Below are 16,783 nucleotides of genomic sequence, written 5' to 3' on the forward strand. Positions count from 1 at the left end.
GCCTTTAATATCGGCGTTCCCGCACAGGGGCAATACTGCCCCCATGAAAACAACTTCCGTATTCTGGCAACCGGCCCTGCAGGCCCCTGGCGAAATCGTCCGGGGGCTGGATGATATCTGGCAGGCCATTCAAATCATCCTGCGAACTCCTCGCGGCAGCGACCCGCATCGCCCGGAGTTCGGCAGCAACCTGCATCTTTATATCGACTGGCCCATCGACCGGGCTATCCCACATGTGGTGCGCGAGTCCGTTGATGCCATCCGGCGCTGGGAGCCTCGCTGCCAGCTTATGTCGGTTAAACCCGCCGTCGACGGCGAACATCTTACGCTCCGGGTGAGCTGGAAAGGCTCTGACGGACAGCCCCGGACTCAGGAGTTGCTATGGCGCTGACAGAACCCGATTTTATTGAACGTGATGCCGACAAAATCACGGCTGAAATGATTGCACAGTACGAAGCCGCAACCGGCAAAACGCTGTACCCCGCTCAGGCTGAGCGCCTGTTGATTGACCTGTGGGCATACCGCGAAATGCTGGTCAGGGTAGCGGCGCAGGAAGCAGCCAAACAGAATCTGGTCGCCTTTGCCCGTGAGCCGATGATTGATTACCTCGGTGAACTGGTCGGTGTTTACCGCCTTGCCGCGCAGCCTGCCACCACCACGCTCCAGTTCTCCGTGGATGAGGCACTGGCCATTGACGTGCTGATTCCGGCGGGTACCCGCGTCAGTGCTTCCGACAGCATCATTTTTGCCACCGACACGGACGTGGTGTTAAAGGCCGGATTGCTGCTGGTCAATGCCACGGCCACCTGTACCGAGCCGGGGGCCGCTGGCAACGGCTGGCAGCCTGCACAGGTCAGTCAGTTGCTCGATGAAATTGATAACGTCGACCTGCAGGTGACCAATCTGGCGGCCAGTTCTGGTGGTTCAGAGCAGGAAGACAATGACAGGCTCCGCGAGCGTATCAAACTGGCCCCGGAGTCATTCACCAACGCCGGAAGCCGTATGGCATACCGCTTTCATGCAATGCAGGCTCATCCCAACATCGTCGACGTCGCTGTGCTCTCCCCGGTTCCCGGCACCGTAGAACTGTATCCGCTGCTCAGTACCGGCCTGCCGGACGACAGCATTCTCACGCTGGTAGAGAGTTTCTGCTCGGACGAAAAAGTCAGGCCGCTCACTGATACCGTGCGGGCTAAAACACCTGTACAGGTGGATTACGCCATTGAAGCCAACATGACTATCTATCGTGACCAGGATGCCAACTCGATAAAGGACAATGCCAACAGCGCCATACAGAACTGGGTAGCGTCCCGTACCGCCACGCTGGGGCGCGATATTGTCCCCAGTCAGATTATCAGCGTGCTGTCCGTTGCCGGAGTGTATCAGGTCGAACTGGTGACACCGGTGCTGAAGGTCGTGGCAGAAAACGAATGGGCAAACTGTACGGCGATCACTCTTAACATGACTGGAGTGTCTGATGGCTGAGCCGCTACAACTCCCGCCGCCGCTTGAGGGTGATATCAGTCTCAGAACGCTGGGAAGACTGGCCGGGCGGCTGGATAACATCGACCTGAGCGTACTGATGGTCTATCTCGTCGATATCGTCGACAGTTCCGCGCTGCCATGGCTGGGCGAGCAGTTCTCACTGTTCGGCGATGGCTGGGAGCTGGCGGAATATGACGATGTTCGCCGCATGCTTATCAAATCCGCTATCGAGCTGCACCGCTACAAAGGGACGCCGTGGTCAATCAGGGAAATTATCCGCCGTTTCGGCTTCGGCGAAGTGGATCTGATTGAAGGCACTGGCCAGATTGGCTACGACGGCAAACACACTTACAACGGGCTTTTCGTTCATGGCGATGCGGAAGCCTGGGCGGTATATCGCGTCATCCTTCAACAGCCCATCACTAACGATCAGGCGGCGCTGTTACGCCAGACGCTCGCTGCTTTTGCTCCGGCCCGCTGCCATCTGGCAAGCCTGGAGTATCAGTCTGTCGCCATTCGCTACAACAACACCGTCAACTATGACGGCAGCTATAACCACGGGAGCAGTTAATTATGGCAAACCTACCCGAAACCCCGCAGTGGGAAGAAGGCATCTACCAGATTGAGGTCTCTGACCCCGTTCTGGGTGGGCCTGACGGAATTTCTAACCGTCAGGGTAAACAACTGGCCAGCCGCACGCTGTACCTGAAACAACAGGTTGAGAAAGGCGGTACAGACCTTGCGAAACACATCGCGGCAGCAGACCCGCATACCCAGTACGCACCGAAAGCCAGCCCGACATTCACTGGCACGCCAACAGCGCCTACGCCTGCAAATAGCGACAACAGCAAGAAGCTGGCGACGACGGAGTTTGTGGCCAAAGCACTTGCGGCGCTTGCAGGCAGCGCCCCTGAGACGCTGGATACGCTCAAAGAGCTGGCTGATGCCCTTGGTAACGATCCAAACTTTGCAACCACGGTCCTGAACAAGCTGGCGGAGAAGCTGGCCAAAGACCAGAACGGCACAGATATTCCTGACCCGGCGCTCTTTGTCAAAAACCTTGGTTTGGGAGATGGCACAGGAAGACTTATAAATGCCCAGACTTTTACAGCTAGCGGGACATATACCCCAACGGCCGGAACTAAATTTGTTATCGCTGAGGTTCTTGGCGGTGGTGGCGGCGGTGGTAGTAATGCGGCTACGCCAAGCGCAGGGGCTGCCGCAGGTGCCGGAGGAGCTTCAGGTGCTTATGCGGTTTGCAAGCATACACCGACAGGGCCGGTGAGTATTGTTATTGGTGCAGGTGGGGCTGGCGGAGTATCTACGGCAGCTGGAGCCGATGGTAGCACAGGAGGAACTTCATCTTACGGCGCGGTTTCAGCTCCCGGTGGTCGTGGAGGCCCCAGAGGCGTAGCGTTTAATACCTTCCCTACGGGTGGAAACGTTGCGACAGGTTCATCTGGTGTTACTGGTTCCGTTATTGTTGGTACACCAGGTACCGGCGGATCATATGGCATTCTTTATTCAGATTCGAATGCTACAGGCGGCGGTGGAGCAAACAGTATTTATGGCGCAGGCGGAATTGCCATAACAATCAACAGCGGTGGATCAGGTACTACACAAGGGTCTGATGCCAGTGGTTATGGTTCTGGTGGCGGTGGTGCTGTTTCTGTGCATACGGCGACAGCAGCCAGTTCACGTGGAGGCAATGGCACGCCGGGGATTGTAATTATCTGGGAGTACGCATAATGAAAGAGTTTGCAGTAATTAAAGATGGTCTGGTGGTTAATATTATATTGTGGGATGGAGAAGATAATGCCTTTGCGAAAGATATTGATGGTGAGCTTATCGCAATTCCAGAAGATACTCAGGTCGGTATTGGCTGGAGTTATGACGGTAAGAAATTTACATACCCTCCTGAGCCCGATAAAACCAAAGAGCAGCTTATTCAGGAAGCAAACCTTGAAAAAGAGGGGCGCATAAATTCAGCTAATGATTACATGAACAGCAGGCAATGGCCCGGTAAGGCAGCGATAGGAAGACTCAAAGGAGATGAGCTGACACAGTATAATCTATGGCTGGATTATCTTGATGCACTGGAGACTGTTGACACCTCCAGCGCACCTAATATCGAGTGGCCTACATCCCCGGTGGTATAGGCCAGTTAAGGTCCGGAGCAGCTGATACGTCAACGGCTCCGATACTGTCAAGGTAATCCAGCCAGGCGTTATATTTCGCCTTATCTGTATCGTTCAGGCGGCCCATGGCCGCTTTTCCTGGCCACTGATTGCTGTTTATAAAGTCATTCGCAGCATCAGTTCGGCTCTGCTTTTCAACCCCCGCTTGCGCCACAATTTCTTCACGGGTCGGAGGGGGAATGTCTTCCCATTCAGGAAATCCATTTTTTCCAGCTACTCTTTTTTGTCCTTGAGGAGGCTCACCTGTAAATTCGCTGTATACCTGTTCTGTTACCTCGACTGCATCCTCTGGCCAACCGATGCCATTGATATAATCATCTTTAAGCTCAAGCGGGAAAAAGCTGTTGTGTTTAGCGCTATAAAAATATGTGTTCACATTAACTCCCAATAGCAAAAAAGTATGCATTGAAACCGCCTGCGCCGGACATATACGCCCCAAATCCTGCGCCGTTTACTGTATTATTCACCACCGCTAAAGTTGGCGAGGGGGTTACACCAGAAAAGTTAATATCTGCAAATGTAAGCTGAATATTGCTAACCACACTGGGGAAATTGATAGGGAAAGGAACTGAAATCTGAGTTTGCCCCACAGGAAAACCTGCTTTTCCCCACTGTAATATTTTCCCACCTGGCAATTTTTGCCACCCACTCGCGTTGGTAAAGCTGGACATGTCAGGTATCTGTCCGGCACCGACTCCTACGTTCTTCGTTGCCGCTGTTCCCAAACCAAGGTTTTTGGAAAAGCGGTTACACATAGCGAAATCTGTAAAAATCCTCCCTCCGCGACATAGAGGAGGAGAATTGATGGCCGTCATTGGTTATATCCGTGTATCAACAATCGACCAGAACAGCGATTTACAGCGTAATGCACTCACAAGCGCAAACTGTGACCGCATTTTTGAAGACCGTATGAGCGGAAAAGTTGCCAGCCGCCCCGGTCTGAAACGCGCTTTAAAGTGCGTTAATAGCGGAGACACCCTGGTTGTGTGGAAACTGGACAGGCTGGGGCGCAGCGTTAAGAACCTGATCGCACTGATATCAGAGTTGCATGAGCGCGGTGCCCACTTCCGCTCTTTAACAGACAGTATTGATACCAGCACTGCCATGGGGCGTTTCTTTTTCCATGTGATGTCGGCACTGGCGGAGATGGAACGTGAGCTAATCGTCGAACGTACACTTGCCGGACTGGCAGCAGCCAGAGCACAGGGACGCATAGGCGGAAGGCCCAATGCATTAAAGCCGCATGAGCGGGAACAGATTGGGCGGCTATTAACTAAGGGGCATACCCGCCAGCAGCTGGCTATTATCTACGGGGTGGGGTTATCGACGCTCTACCGGTATTTTCCGGTAGATGGTCAGAGGAAGGATGACGCGGTAGGATTGTAATTCTTTTGCAACTACTGAAACGCCGCAGCGGTGCCATTTATCTCACGGAAATGGGCGCATTTATCGCGCGGCGCATCATGCAGTCATCTGCTGAAAAAAGTGCAATTCAGGGAGACAGCATGACAATGATGGATATGAGCAGTCACGATCAGGCCGCAATGTCCCATGACATGATGCAAAACAGCAATTCTGCTGCCCACCAGGACATGGCTGAAATGCATAAAAAAATGATGAAAGCTAAACCCGGAGCTACCAACGAAACAGCAAAGTCATTTTCTGAAATGAGCGAGCATGAGAAGGCCGCAGCTGTACATGAGAAGGCGAATAATGGTCAGTCTTCCGTTGTTCACCAGCAGCAGGCTGATAAGCATCGCAGTCAGATCACCCAGAATTAACCCGCAGCTCCACTTGTTAGACCCTCATTTGACGCCGAAGTCACTGGCTTACGCTCCCGTCCGGGAGCGTTTTTTTTTCCCATATATCAAACTTTAACTCTGAAGAGGTGGAAGTATCTGACCAACACTGTCACGTAACGCCAGATAACTACAAAAACACCTTTTTCCTCCTGTAAATTGCAGTTCCTGCAAGAACATCAAGGCATAATGTTGGAACAGCGTGTGATACACACTTAGCATCATGTTTTGTATGTGTTTTTTTTAAAACTTTACAACTTTAAAGTCTTTTTCAGGTTAAAGGATACAACTTTAATGTCTCTACACATGAGGGGGTGATGCTTTCGGACGATGAATTTATCCCCAGTAAAACGGTGATATGGACGGCGGGAATGCGGGCCAGCGCGTTAGCCGGGCTCATCCCGGGCGACCACGATAATCTGGGCCGTGTTATTGGGGATGCGTATCTGCGGGCACCTGCCGCCAGGGGTATCTTCGTTACCGGCGATACCGTAAAAGTCCCTACGGATGATGAAGGTAATTATAACGTCATGTCCTGCCAGCATGCGATGAGCCTGGGGCGCGTCGCCGGTCATAACGCGGCAGCAGAAATACTGGGATTACCGCTGCATTCTTACAGCCAGCCAAAATATGTTACCTGTCTTGATCTGGGCAAATGGGGGGCGGTCTACACGGAAGGCTGGGATCATCAGGTTATGTACCAGGGCATGGAAGCGAAAAAAATAAAGCAGGAAATTAATACTCAGTGGATTTATCCGCCAGAACCCGACAGAGAGAAAATGTTTTCTGTTGCTAACCCTGATTACATTATTGTTCCGTAACAGGCCATCTCTGTTGATGCTGCCTGGCGGCAGGCAGCATCAACGCGTGTTCTTTTTTTCACGCCATTGACCGGGGGTCAAGCCTGTTATTTTTCTGAAGGCCTGGGTAAATGCATTTTGCGAGCCATAGCCGCTTTCAATGGCAATTTCTGTAATCAGTTTATCGGTGTGTTGTAACTCGTGGAAAGCGCGTTCCATTACGCGCTGCTTAAGCCACCCGTACGGGGTTAAGCCGGTACTGTTTTTAAAGGCACGGCAGAAATGAGCTGAGGAAACTCCCAGTTCAAGAGCCAGTGATTTAATCGTGACATCACCTATCGGGCTGTTATCCAGTTTTTCCAGCGCCATTTTTAATGCGCGCGAAGACAATACTCCTTGCGACTGGCCTGCGGCTGTCAGCGTGTTGGAGTGGTTTTTTATTAACTGTAATATTAATGACAGTGTTAAGTGCTCGCAGAGCAGTTGGTTAATTTTGTTATTGTCCGAAATGATTTCCGCAACGGCCAGCGTAATTTTTGATGCCGTCTCATCAAAATGCGCTGTGCGTAAGAGTAACTCAGCAGTGGGTATCTCCATTTGATTCAGAAGATCGGCGAAAATATTATCAGGAATATATAAATGCATAACATCTACAAGACCAGCAATATCCCAGCGAGATGTACTTCCCTGAGGAATTGTCGTGATGGCGCCTTTCCGGATCGTGTTTTTAACGATTTTATTTTCTGTTTTTCGCTCAACACGCTGCATATGTCCAACGTGAGCAATAATCACATGTTGATCGAGTGGCGGGATAGTTTCATGCAATGGCCCATGCGGCCAGTGATAACAGCGAATTTGCAGCGCATCTCCACTGTCTATGCCTAATTCAGGTCGGTTCTTTAATACCTGAGCCATTTTATGAACGGCATCGTCAAGAGGAATGTCATGATTTTTCATGAGTATACCTGTTAATAACAGTGGGCATCCTAAGAGTATAGCGATGTTTTAACCCTGTTTCATTGTGTTCTGTCTGCATGTTTATTTTTGATGATGGGAAATAACAGAGGGGAAAAAGTCATTTCTACGGTGTGTATACCCTTAAATCGATTAATTATGTTGTCCGGAGGAAATATGGCGATATCTAAGAATGATGCAGCGTCGTTAGCACCTGTTAATGGTACCTCGCATGTGGAAGCCGTTTATGAAAAGGTGCCATCACGTTATGCACTACAGGTCGGTAAGATTGATGTTCTGGTGATCAGTGACGGCGTGTTGTCATTACCTGGACCCATGTTGGGTCATAACGCGGAGGCCTCCGAACGTACCCACTGGTTTGAAGATAAGTTTCTGCCTGCCGATTTTCTCGACTGGGCATTAAATGTGGTTCTCGTGCATAGCGGTGACCGGACGATCCTGGTTGATGCAGGGATGGGGGAGGCTTTCCCTGATTTACCCCGCGCCGGGCGAACGGTTAACCGCCTGGCGTCAGCGGGGATAGATCTTGCCAGCGTCACGGATGTGATTATCACGCATCTGCATATGGATCACGTTGGTGGGCTGCTTATTGAGGGTGTGAAAGCGCGCATGCGGTCAGATCTTCGCATTCATGTCGCTGCTGCTGAGGTGGAATTTTGGCGTGACCCCGATTTTTCACAGGTTTCCATGCCGCCTGGTTTCCCGGAAGCGCTGCGCCAAACCGCTACCCAATTTTTGCAAGCGTACCAGACTCAACTGCATACATTCGAAGATGAATACGAGGTTGCACCCGGCGTGCGTGTTGTTCGTACAGGCGGGCATACTCCCGGACACAGCGTGGTAAGGCTGGCCTCTGAGGGGGAACGACTCACCTTTGCCGGCGATGCTATTTTCCAGGTTGGGTTTGAACATCCTGACTGGTTCAATGGTTTCGACCATTATCCCGAAGAAGCGGCACAGATTCGCATTCGTCTGTTGCAGGAACTGGCAGATAACAGGGAGTCATTGATCGCTACTCATCTCTCATTCCCGTCTGTCTGCCATGTTGCTGTCGACGGCGATACGTTCCGTTGCATTCCGGGTCCCTGGGATTATTAAGAATACCGCGGATGTCATTTTCACGGATACCGGCAGGAACATAAGAGGCATTACATATACGGCCATCCCTCAGACGAGGGATGGCGTTCAGGGGGGAGAGCGATGTTTACTTCGCCGCTTCCTCAATAAGTGTGGCAACGTCCTGCGGATGAGAAACCATCACGACATGGGATGCGCCCTTGATCACCACGGTGTGTTTTGAGCCCGCGCGTTCAGCCATGAATCGCAAACCCTGGGCGGGGATATTCTTGTCGCCGTCACCGTAAATAAAGTAAGAGGGCAGTTTTTTCCAGGCAGGCGCACCTGACTTTTCAGTTAAAGCCGCTTCGGTAATCGGTCTTTGCCCTGCGGCCATCAGCGCTGCCTCTTTAGCTGAAACGTCATGTGCGAATTGCTGGTGGAACTTCGCCTGGTCGATGGAGAGATCGACGCTACCATCAGCCAGCTTCACCGGTGCGGCGAGCGCCTGGCCAAGCGTGCCGCCAGGGAATTTTCCGGCCAGGTCGGCCGCCGCTTCACCGGCATCCGGAGCAAATGCGGCGACATACACCAGCGATTTCACATTGTTTGTATCACGGGCCGCGTTCGTAATGACCTGGCCACCATAGGAATGGCCGACAAGGACGACCGGCCCCTTAATATTGTTCACCACGGAAGAGACGTAAGCCGCATCAGTCGAAACACTGCGCAGCGGATTCGCCGCAGCGACGACGTTATACCCGTCCTTTTGCAGGATTTGGGTAACGCCATTCCAGCTAGAAGAGTCGGCAAAGGCACCATGAACCAGGACAACAGTCGGCTTAGCGGTTTCTGCGATAGCGCTGGCAGACAGCAAAACGGTGGCAACGGCAAGGGAGGCAGCAAATTTGGACATGATCGTTCCTCTTTTCAATTCAGTTTAAAGGCTATGCGTATGATGGTTGCGGCCTGTCTGGAACAGGCCACCTTGTTAGCTGCGAATAAAGGCCAGTACGTCAGCGTTAAAGCGATCGGCTTCTGTCTCCGCCAGTCCATGTGAACCGCCGGCATATATTGTCAGCGTCGCATTCGCGACGATCTCAGCGGCGCGGTGTGCGGATGCCTTAATGGGGACAATCTGGTCGTCGTCGCCATGAATAATCAGGGTAGGGCGATCAATCTGCTGCAGGTCGTGTGTGTAATCGACTTCAGAGAACTCATGGATGCAGTCATATTGCCCCTTAATACCGCCCTGCAGGCCGATTCTGCGGAAGTTTTCCCGCAACCCGTCATTGGTGGGGACATGGTCACGGTTGAAGCCATAGAACGGAACCGTCAGGTCGAAGTAAAACTGTGAGCGGTTTTTGGCCGTGCCTTCGCGGATGGCATCAAACACCTCCATTGGGGTGCCGTCAGGATTGGCATCCGTCCGGAGCATCAGAGGAGGGACTGCGCCGACCAGAACGACTTTAGCCACACGTGAGGTACCATGACGACCGATATAATGTGCAACTTCGCCGCCCCCTGTTGAGTGACCCACTAAAATCAGATCCTTCAGATCCAGCGCCTCAATCAGCTCAGCGAGATCGTCCGCATACTGATCCATATTGTTACCGTGGAAAGTCTGGTCCGAACGCCCGTGGCTGCGACGGTCGTGTGCGATGACCCGGAAACCCTTCTGGCTGAAAAACAGCATCTGCTGATCCCAGGCATCAGACGATAACGGCCATCCATGAGCGAAGAGGATAGGCTGACCTGAACCCCAGTCTTTGTAGAAAATGCCGGTTCCGTCTGTGGTGGTGAAAGTTGTCATTTCGTTCTCCTGTCATGTGTTGTGCTATTAGTTTGTGTACGACTTGTTTGTGTGCAAATGAATATGGCAGCCCTTTTTGCCTTTGTCAATCGCTTGCAATTAAATCGTATGCAAATTATTTTAGGGAGACTGGAGGACATATGACTAAACACACTACTTCCGAGGATTCCCTGCCCGATGTGCACGGTATGCTCTGTTTCTCTCTTTACTCAGCGGGACATGCTTTTACCCAGCTCTATCGTCCCATGCTCGATAAGCTTGGCCTGACCTATCCCCAGTATCTGGTGATGGTCACCTTGTGGAATCAGGATGGGCGGACAGTGAAGGAACTGAGTGGAATTCTTTTTCTTGAGTCCAGTACGCTGACCCCTTTACTGAAACGGCTGGAGACTGCGGGGTTGATCACCCGGACACGCAATCCGAAGGATGAGCGCGAAGTGCTTATCCACCTAACGGAGAAGGGTGAGGCGCTGAAACGCGAGACCAGCACTATCACGCGCTGTATCGTGGATACCCTTGGGATGGATGCCGACATCATTGCTGACATCAAAGCATCAGTTGATAAGATCCGTGACAAGATCCACCGTGCGCAGAAACCGGACGCCGATGACCTATCCTAATTGAGGCGGATTCGGGTTCCTGATAAGTGTACGTCTGGTGACTGACAAGACAGGTACCGGGGAGTTCCTTTGCTTTAACTGCCGGGGTGGGCGGGTGCAATGTCCGCTGCGCCCCGAAGCGACTCTTCAACAGCGTTCATGCACTGCTGTAAAGAATATTGACTTACCCATTGTTGTTTATTCACTGGCGGTTCAGTTTTGGCAATAACACAAAAAGCAAAAATGACAGTAAGAACATGGCGGTGACTGACATGGCAAGAGGGGTGAGCCCACCCGTAATAAAATGTCCAGTTATGAGTGACCCCAGCGCAGTCGTTATGAAGGTGAGGAAAATCATAAGCGCAGATCCTCTGGCATCATTACTGCCTGCAGAAACGATACCCCTGTAGAAGGCGACGGGGCCCCTTAACCCCAGCGCAAAACCCATTGGCGTAAAGAGTATGGTCATAACAAAAGCCCGGCTTCCGTTCAGGAAACCATATCCCGATAGCGCGAAGGCGCTGAGCAATGCCATAAGCGTGCCGGCAAGAATTACTTTTTCATGGCTAAAACGTTCAGCCAACCCCGGAGAAATGTTGGCGGCGATGATGTAACCTCCTACGTTCAACATTTGCATAAGGATGAAGTCATTCAGGTTCCCGCCCATGGAAAGGATAATGACGCTTGGTGCTCCGAATACGAACGTTATCAGACCGCCAACGGCCAAAGCCTGGCTCAATGCATAGCGAAGATAAACAGCATTTTTCAATAATTGTACGTACGTTCCAGGCGTGTGCTGGCCTGGGTTTCGTTCTGGTCCCTTTGCAAACCTTATCATTACAGCTAAAGCCATCGTCAGTACGCCCAGAGAGATAAACGTGATTCTCCAGTTAAAGAACTGCAGGATAAGTGTACCTACTACAGGGGCTATCGCCGGAACTAATGCCTGTATGCTCCCTAACAATCCAATTGCCCGGGCTGCCTTCCGATGAGGAAATAAACCTCTAATAAATCCAGGGATGAAAACTGATGCTGCAGCAGAAGCCATCCCTTGTATAAATCGTAATATTAAAAGAAGTGTTATTTCTGGAGCATACGCGCAACCAAAAGAAGTTAGTGAAAATAAAAGTAGCGCAAAGAAGAGCATCCTGATTTTGCTGAAGCGGTCGGCCAGGTTACCAAATAGTAATAAACCACAGGCATTACCTGCTACATATATGGAGAGTATCCTTTGTGATATCTCCGATGAGATATTAAAGACTGTAGCAAAAAGTGGAATAGCAGGCAAAACCATATCGGTGCCGGCGGCGGTAGACATCGCACAGAGTATTAGATACAAAAATGTGGTCATGTTATTTCATATTCGATGTAATGAGCGCTCATGCCTGTTGTTTAAATGTATGTCTGGGATTATCACCCCGTAAGATTCGCTTTGAGTTGTTTCTTCAGCGGTAGCGAGGCAAAACATGCGTCAATAGCATTGATATTGCAAACCAGAAATTCTTCTGTGTCCCATCCAAAAACATGATGTAATAGTTGATATTCTTTATCCAGTGAGGTGTTGGCAACGGTTCTGGCATCAGTATTAATGCTTAATGAAATGCCTTCACGAAAAAGCGCATTAACAGGGTGCTCTTCAATGGAAGGATAAATATTACAGACAATGTTACAACCCGGGCAAATCTCCAGATGGATATGCTCTTCAAGCAACCGATCTAGTGTCGCTCTGTCAGCAATGCTTCTGACGCCATGTCCGATGCGAGAAACTTTCAGTTTATTAAGCGTTTCATTTACGCTGACGAAATCCTTAGCCTCTCCTGCATGTGCGATACAGTTGCCTCCATGCTGGCGTACATAATTAAACGCCTCAACATGGTTATCCAGCGGGTAGCGGGCTTCATCAGCTGCAAGGTCAAGCGCGACAACCCCATAATGCAGGTATTTTGTCACCAGTCTTGCCGTCTCAAGGCTCTGTTCTGCCGTAAAATGACGCAGTGTACATAATATTAAATTGGCTTTGATATCAAAAATATGGCTATTTATCTGCATGGCATCCAGGACGGTTTCAATGACCTCTTCAGCCGTAAGATATTGATTAAGATGTAAGAGTGGCGCAAAGCGTAACTCAGCATAAATTACCCCATCAGCATGGAGTTGATCAAACATGTCTTCGACGGCCTGACGTAATGCAGTGTGGGTTTGTAATAAGCTCAGCTGCGGAGAAATTCTTCTTAAAAAATCTCCCAGGTCAGTACATTGACTCGGTGCGATAAAATTCGACTGAAATACTTTAAGATTCAGTGCAGGCATCAGCATTTTTGCGCAATGATAGCTAATACAAGTATCCAAATGAACGTGAAGCTCAATTTTCGGAATCCTTCGGGAATTAAAATGCATCTAAAGTTCCTCTATACATCATTGCGGAGTCTGCGAGTAACGAGAATAATTTCTCTTTGAACATACCACTTTTTATTTTAAGTATAATTCTGGCATTGGGTGCTTTCCCTGTAAGGTCTGTCGCATCGATAACATAATGTCCATACGATGACTCACATTTGTACTCCACCCAGGAATAACGGGAAAACGCCTCCTCAACAATATCAGGAAAAAGCGCTACTGCCATGGTGGTGGGGTCTGGCAAATCAAAACCCTTGCGTACCGTTCGGCCTGCATTAAACTCCATCAAGGATTTGTTGCATCTTACGGCGAACTGACCCAAGGGGCTCAGTTGATTGAGGTATGCTATATCATCTTCATTAATGAAAGCTTCTCCCATGCCTATTTCCCACCCAACGACTGTCATAGGGAGCCCTGATTGCATCACTATATTAGCGGCTTCCGCATCAACAAAAAAATTGAACTCAGCCAGAGGCGTGATATTTCCCGAAGTAAGGCCGGCACCGCCCATGATATAAACATGTTTAATTTTTTTCGCAAGCGTTGGTTCCTTCAGTACTGCCATTGCCAGATTAGTCAGAGGTCCCAGGGTAACGATCTCAAGTTCACCTTTGAATTTTTCTGCATAAAGAAGAATCGCATCTACCGCATGAAGTGATTCCGACTTTAGGGTGGTGGGGGGATTTTCCATATTACCCATACCATCTTTGCCATGAATATGGTGAGAAGTGAAGTGGGTTTTAATAAGCGGCTTTGTCATTCCGGAAAATACAGGAGGAGCATATGTTCCGGCTTTTTCAATACTCACTAATGCGTTTTGAACACACTGTTCGATCTCACAGTTACCAACGACTACTGTGATTGCTTCAACCCTAACGGTACGCTCTCTGAGTGCCATCACAATAGCGACTGCGTCATCAGAAGCGGTATCAGTATCAATAAGTAATTTTCTCATAGTATTTCTCTCAGTAAGGAAGCTTGTCACGAGATAAGATGACGAACAATGCATCCAAAAAAAAGGACATCTATCTCTTTTTAGTGGACATGCCAGTCGGTCTCGCTTCAATAACGATTAGTATTCTGAGCGCTAACTTCGCTAAGATATTTGTGAAAAAATCGTGTGCCATAGTTTTTATATATGGCTAGTGCTTTTATAGAATAAAAAACTTGTGATTAAAAAAGGCTTCATATAAATGAACCATCTTCCGATGGCGTTGAAAGCGGCTGTGGTAGAATGTGGTGCGAAGGTTATTTGCAGATTACTCTGGCTTTAATAATTCACTGTCTTTCACTATGATCGTTTTATTCTTGAGTTCTATGATTTGATTTTCTTGTAACTCTGCTAAAACTCGATTGAGATGTCTCACCGAAATGGAAAGAAATGATGCGACCAATTCTCTTCGCTCAAGCCTGATAACGGAACCATGTTTATTATATTCATTCATGAGGTAATTTGACACTCTCTGTAATGAACTTAAACACATAGTGGTTTTTAATTGAGAAGAGATGAATAATTTATTTGCAAGTTGTTGGCAAAGAAAACGAAGAAAAACTGGCTCATTTAATCCAATAGTATTTATATAGTTAAGTGAAAAATAAACTATCGTTGACGTCTTAAGGATCTTTACTGTACTCAGATTTCTGCTGGTGCTATCATGTTGGAAAATTTCAATGGCACCAATCACAGAAAGAGGTTCTTCTATACAAAAAGTAATATCTTTACCATCTTTAGATAAATGCTCTATTTGTACCTTACCTTTAATTAAACAGTAAACTCCCGATGGGGAATCTCCTTGGTGGAGTAAAATCTCTCCCTTATTAAAAATCAGTAATTTAGCTCTGCTGAGTATGTCATCTGGTAAAATGAATTTAAGTTTAGAGTTCAGAATGTCAGAATGTGATAAATCTATTTGTAATGATTTCATAAAGGTGACTCAACGCTTTGTTTGTGAATTATTATAGATTGCGCATGAAATAATCTCAAGTCATATGCCTGGCATCCCCAGGTTAACCTGTCAGCGATGATATTTCTGGCGCATCTATACCATTTTCTCAAATCGTCATCAACTCTTATAATAAAACTCCTTTCGAAAAAAGGACATGCGTCCTTTTTTTTCGATAAAGCGTTTTTTATACTCCAGGTAAATGGTCTGAGAGTTATTTTATTTGGGGCGGGTTTATGCATTCAGCAACCACTATCGTTACTTTTAGCGGCAAGAAAATTGATTTTCTTAATCTCAGTATAAATGATATAGATATAATTGATATCGCTAAGGGCTTGTCAAATGAATGCCGTTTTGGTGGGCAATGCGAAAGTTTCTATTCAGTGGCTCAGCATTCCGTTCTGGTAAGTTATTTAACGCCAGTGCATTTTGCTCTGGAAGGGCTTCTTCATGATGCCACCGAGGCTTACATAAAAGATTTCCCTTCTCCTTTAAAAAAATGTATGCCGCAGTATATAAACCTTGAGAAAGAAATTGAGTCATTGATCAGAGTGAAATTTAATATTTCCTCCTGTAAAGCCTCAGAAGTTAAGCATGCTGATCGGATCATGCTCGCTACTGAAGCGAGGGATCTGGGTATGGAAAAGGTATTAGACTATCCTTCCCTGCGAGATATATCACCATCGGTTATAATTAAAGTCGTTCCGATGCTACCGAAAGCTGCATTTAGTGCATTTCTTGAGAGATTCGCCGAATTAATAGAGCGTTAAGATGTTAGTCTGCGAATTCACATATAATCACGTGAATTTTTGCTGCGAGGGAGATTGACTTCACCATTAAAAATCTGAAGAAGAGATTTTTGATGTTGTTTTTTTATCTTCATCTGTTCAACGACTATTGATTCTTTTTCACTTTATAAGGGCATTACCTGAACACGGAGCACGCGGATGGCGTTAAGAGAGATGCAACGTATTATATTGGGCGCTACAACGTTTGCTTTTGAGAATAGAAGTCCGCTCTCCCTGTGGCGTTCAACTCATCGTCACAGGAAGATTGGCGTGTTTATCGTGCTCTCTAAATACCAGAATCATTTCTGGCGGGGGAGCGACCGGAAAGAGCAGTAGTACCCTACAGATGCTATAAGGCAGAGCATATACCCGAATGACTCGCTGCCTTCCTCCACGACATTTTTGACTACCCTGACGTAGCTTTGATCAAGTATCGCGTACCATAACCCGTGCATTCCAAACAGTCGGGAGAAGACCAGGACTGCCAACAGACCACTGAGCATCACGCCGTACCACGGGGTACGGGTATAGTCTGCCAGTTGCGTAAGGGTAAGACGATAATGGATAACGGGATAAAGCAAAGCGCAAACGGCGGAAAGCAGTGCAAACCATACCCAGCTTCCGTGAGCCAGAAGATCGAAAAATGCATCCAGTTCTCGAATCAGCATGGAGAGGAAAAAGCCGCCAATCAGGATGTTGCAATAGCGCATGAATGCCCATTTCTTCGCCAGCAGGAAGTGTATAAATACAATGCCCCCTAAAACTGATTCCTGCACAATTTCGGTCAGCGATATCTCCGGTATATCCAGGTTAAATAAATAGATATCCGCCCACAGGCAAAGCACGGGCACAGTGCAGGCTGCTGACGCGAAAAGAAAGAAGAAAAAGCTTTTGAGCACAAACATTAACACCACCACTTTCATTCAAAAC

Annotated in this window: 18 protein-coding genes and 3 pseudogenes; 11 read left to right on the forward strand and 10 right to left on the reverse strand. The window is 48.5% G+C overall.

Annotated elements, in window-relative coordinates:
• The first annotated feature begins 43 nt into the window (after positions 1-43).
• The 5 genes and pseudogenes from HV157_RS00315 to HV157_RS26405 all read left to right on the forward strand — a co-directional run bounded on the left by HV157_RS00315 (position 44) and on the right by HV157_RS26405 (position 3,644).
• Entirely contained in the window at positions 44-391 is a 348-nt protein-coding gene (locus HV157_RS00315; RefSeq protein ID WP_000859115.1) for a GPW/gp25 family protein, read from the forward strand.
• Positions 382-1,485 carry a baseplate J/gp47 family protein gene (locus HV157_RS00320; protein WP_097455064.1) on the forward strand — a complete coding sequence of 368 codons (1,104 nt, stop codon included), beginning with the start codon at positions 382-384 and terminating at the stop codon, positions 1,483-1,485. The genes HV157_RS00315 and HV157_RS00320 overlap by 10 nt, the downstream gene beginning before the upstream one ends.
• The gene (locus HV157_RS00325) at positions 1,478-2,056 is read left to right on the forward strand and encodes a phage tail protein I (RefSeq protein ID WP_182268332.1); all 579 of its coding nucleotides are present in this window, start codon (positions 1,478-1,480) and stop codon (positions 2,054-2,056) included. The genes HV157_RS00320 and HV157_RS00325 overlap by 8 nt, the downstream gene beginning before the upstream one ends.
• Positions 2,057-2,058: 2 nt before the next feature.
• Positions 2,059-2,565 (forward strand): annotated as a pseudogene (locus tag HV157_RS26400) (phage tail protein); the annotation flags it as partial.
• Positions 2,566-3,233: 668 nt separating this feature from the next.
• Positions 3,234-3,644 (forward strand): tail fiber assembly protein, encoded by a 411-nt coding sequence (locus HV157_RS26405; protein ID WP_220471077.1) that lies wholly within the window; start codon positions 3,234-3,236, stop codon positions 3,642-3,644.
• Here HV157_RS26405 and HV157_RS00340 read toward each other — a convergent pair.
• Together HV157_RS00340 and HV157_RS00345 are read right to left on the reverse strand one after the other, a co-directional pair.
• Positions 3,625-4,089 (reverse strand): tail fiber assembly protein, encoded by a 465-nt coding sequence (locus HV157_RS00340; RefSeq protein ID WP_182268331.1) that lies wholly within the window; start codon positions 4,087-4,089, stop codon positions 3,625-3,627. The genes HV157_RS26405 and HV157_RS00340 overlap by 20 nt on opposite strands.
• The gene (locus HV157_RS00345; RefSeq protein ID WP_249420946.1) at positions 4,061-4,498 is read right to left on the reverse strand and encodes a hypothetical protein; all 438 of its coding nucleotides are present in this window, start codon (positions 4,496-4,498) and stop codon (positions 4,061-4,063) included. Before HV157_RS00345 ends, HV157_RS00340 begins: the two co-directional genes overlap by 29 nt.
• On the opposite strand from HV157_RS00345, the gene HV157_RS00350 reads away from it, so the two are divergent.
• The 3 genes and pseudogenes from HV157_RS00350 to HV157_RS00360 all read left to right on the forward strand — a co-directional run.
• Positions 4,488-5,069, forward strand: a complete 582-nt coding sequence (locus tag HV157_RS00350) for a recombinase family protein (protein ID WP_006118565.1) — start codon at positions 4,488-4,490, stop codon at positions 5,067-5,069. The genes HV157_RS00345 and HV157_RS00350 overlap by 11 nt on opposite strands.
• A 77-nt stretch (positions 5,070-5,146) precedes the next feature.
• Positions 5,147-5,464, forward strand: a pseudogene (locus HV157_RS00355) (copper-binding protein); the annotation flags it as partial.
• Positions 5,465-5,790: 326 nt separating this feature from the next.
• Positions 5,791-6,303 (forward strand): annotated as a pseudogene (locus HV157_RS00360) (NAD(P)/FAD-dependent oxidoreductase); the annotation flags it as partial.
• A gap of 39 nt (positions 6,304-6,342) precedes the next feature.
• Here the strand turns inward: HV157_RS00360 and HV157_RS00365 are convergent.
• A complete protein-coding gene (locus tag HV157_RS00365) occupies positions 6,343-7,239 on the reverse strand; it encodes an AraC family transcriptional regulator (protein ID WP_014170406.1) in 897 nt (298 codons plus the stop codon).
• A gap of 174 nt (positions 7,240-7,413) precedes the next feature.
• On the opposite strand from HV157_RS00365, the gene HV157_RS00370 reads away from it, so the two are divergent.
• Positions 7,414-8,355 carry an MBL fold metallo-hydrolase gene (locus HV157_RS00370; protein WP_073971023.1) on the forward strand — a complete coding sequence of 314 codons (942 nt, stop codon included), beginning with the start codon at positions 7,414-7,416 and terminating at the stop codon, positions 8,353-8,355.
• A 106-nt stretch (positions 8,356-8,461) separates the two neighbouring features.
• On the opposite strand, the gene HV157_RS00375 is transcribed toward HV157_RS00370, so the two are convergent.
• Both HV157_RS00375 and HV157_RS00380 read right to left on the reverse strand, forming a co-directional pair.
• The gene (locus HV157_RS00375; RefSeq protein WP_020882412.1) at positions 8,462-9,229 is read right to left on the reverse strand and encodes an alpha/beta hydrolase; all 768 of its coding nucleotides are present in this window, start codon (positions 9,227-9,229) and stop codon (positions 8,462-8,464) included.
• Between the two features lie 75 nt (positions 9,230-9,304).
• The gene (locus tag HV157_RS00380) at positions 9,305-10,126 is read right to left on the reverse strand and encodes an alpha/beta hydrolase (RefSeq protein WP_014170403.1); all 822 of its coding nucleotides are present in this window, start codon (positions 10,124-10,126) and stop codon (positions 9,305-9,307) included.
• Between the two features lie 140 nt (positions 10,127-10,266).
• Between HV157_RS00380 and HV157_RS00385 the strand changes: the two genes are divergently transcribed.
• Positions 10,267-10,746, forward strand: a complete 480-nt coding sequence (locus tag HV157_RS00385; RefSeq protein ID WP_047744755.1) for a MarR family transcriptional regulator — start codon at positions 10,267-10,269, stop codon at positions 10,744-10,746.
• 181 nt (positions 10,747-10,927) lie between these two features.
• On the opposite strand, the gene HV157_RS00390 is transcribed toward HV157_RS00385, so the two are convergent.
• The 4 genes from HV157_RS00390 to HV157_RS00405 form a co-directional block, all read right to left on the reverse strand.
• Entirely contained in the window at positions 10,928-12,076 is a 1,149-nt protein-coding gene (locus tag HV157_RS00390) for an MFS transporter (RefSeq protein WP_040017661.1), read from the reverse strand.
• A 62-nt stretch (positions 12,077-12,138) separates the two neighbouring features.
• Entirely contained in the window at positions 12,139-13,122 is a 984-nt protein-coding gene (gene add, locus HV157_RS00395) for an adenosine deaminase (protein WP_040017659.1), read from the reverse strand.
• Complete coding sequence (locus tag HV157_RS00400) at positions 13,112-14,077, reverse strand: nucleoside hydrolase (protein WP_182268641.1); 966 nt, start codon at positions 14,075-14,077, stop codon at positions 13,112-13,114. The genes add and HV157_RS00400 overlap by 11 nt, the downstream gene beginning before the upstream one ends.
• Positions 14,078-14,381: 304 nt before the next feature.
• Positions 14,382-15,047: a Crp/Fnr family transcriptional regulator gene (locus tag HV157_RS00405; RefSeq protein ID WP_020882419.1), complete on the reverse strand. Its 666-nt coding sequence runs from the start codon at positions 15,045-15,047 to the stop codon at positions 14,382-14,384.
• Between the two features lie 254 nt (positions 15,048-15,301).
• Between HV157_RS00405 and HV157_RS00410 the strand changes: the two genes are divergently transcribed.
• Entirely contained in the window at positions 15,302-15,835 is a 534-nt protein-coding gene (locus tag HV157_RS00410; RefSeq protein ID WP_182268640.1) for an HD family hydrolase, read from the forward strand.
• Positions 15,836-16,152: 317 nt separating this feature from the next.
• On the opposite strand, the gene HV157_RS00415 is transcribed toward HV157_RS00410, so the two are convergent.
• Positions 16,153-16,758 carry a hypothetical protein gene (locus HV157_RS00415; RefSeq protein ID WP_050736943.1) on the reverse strand — a complete coding sequence of 202 codons (606 nt, stop codon included), beginning with the start codon at positions 16,756-16,758 and terminating at the stop codon, positions 16,153-16,155.
• Positions 16,759-16,783 lie beyond the last annotated feature (25 nt).

The organism is Enterobacter sp. RHBSTW-00318 (genome assembly GCF_014101375.1).
Taxonomy (GTDB): Bacteria; Pseudomonadota; Gammaproteobacteria; order Enterobacterales; family Enterobacteriaceae; genus Enterobacter; species Enterobacter ludwigii.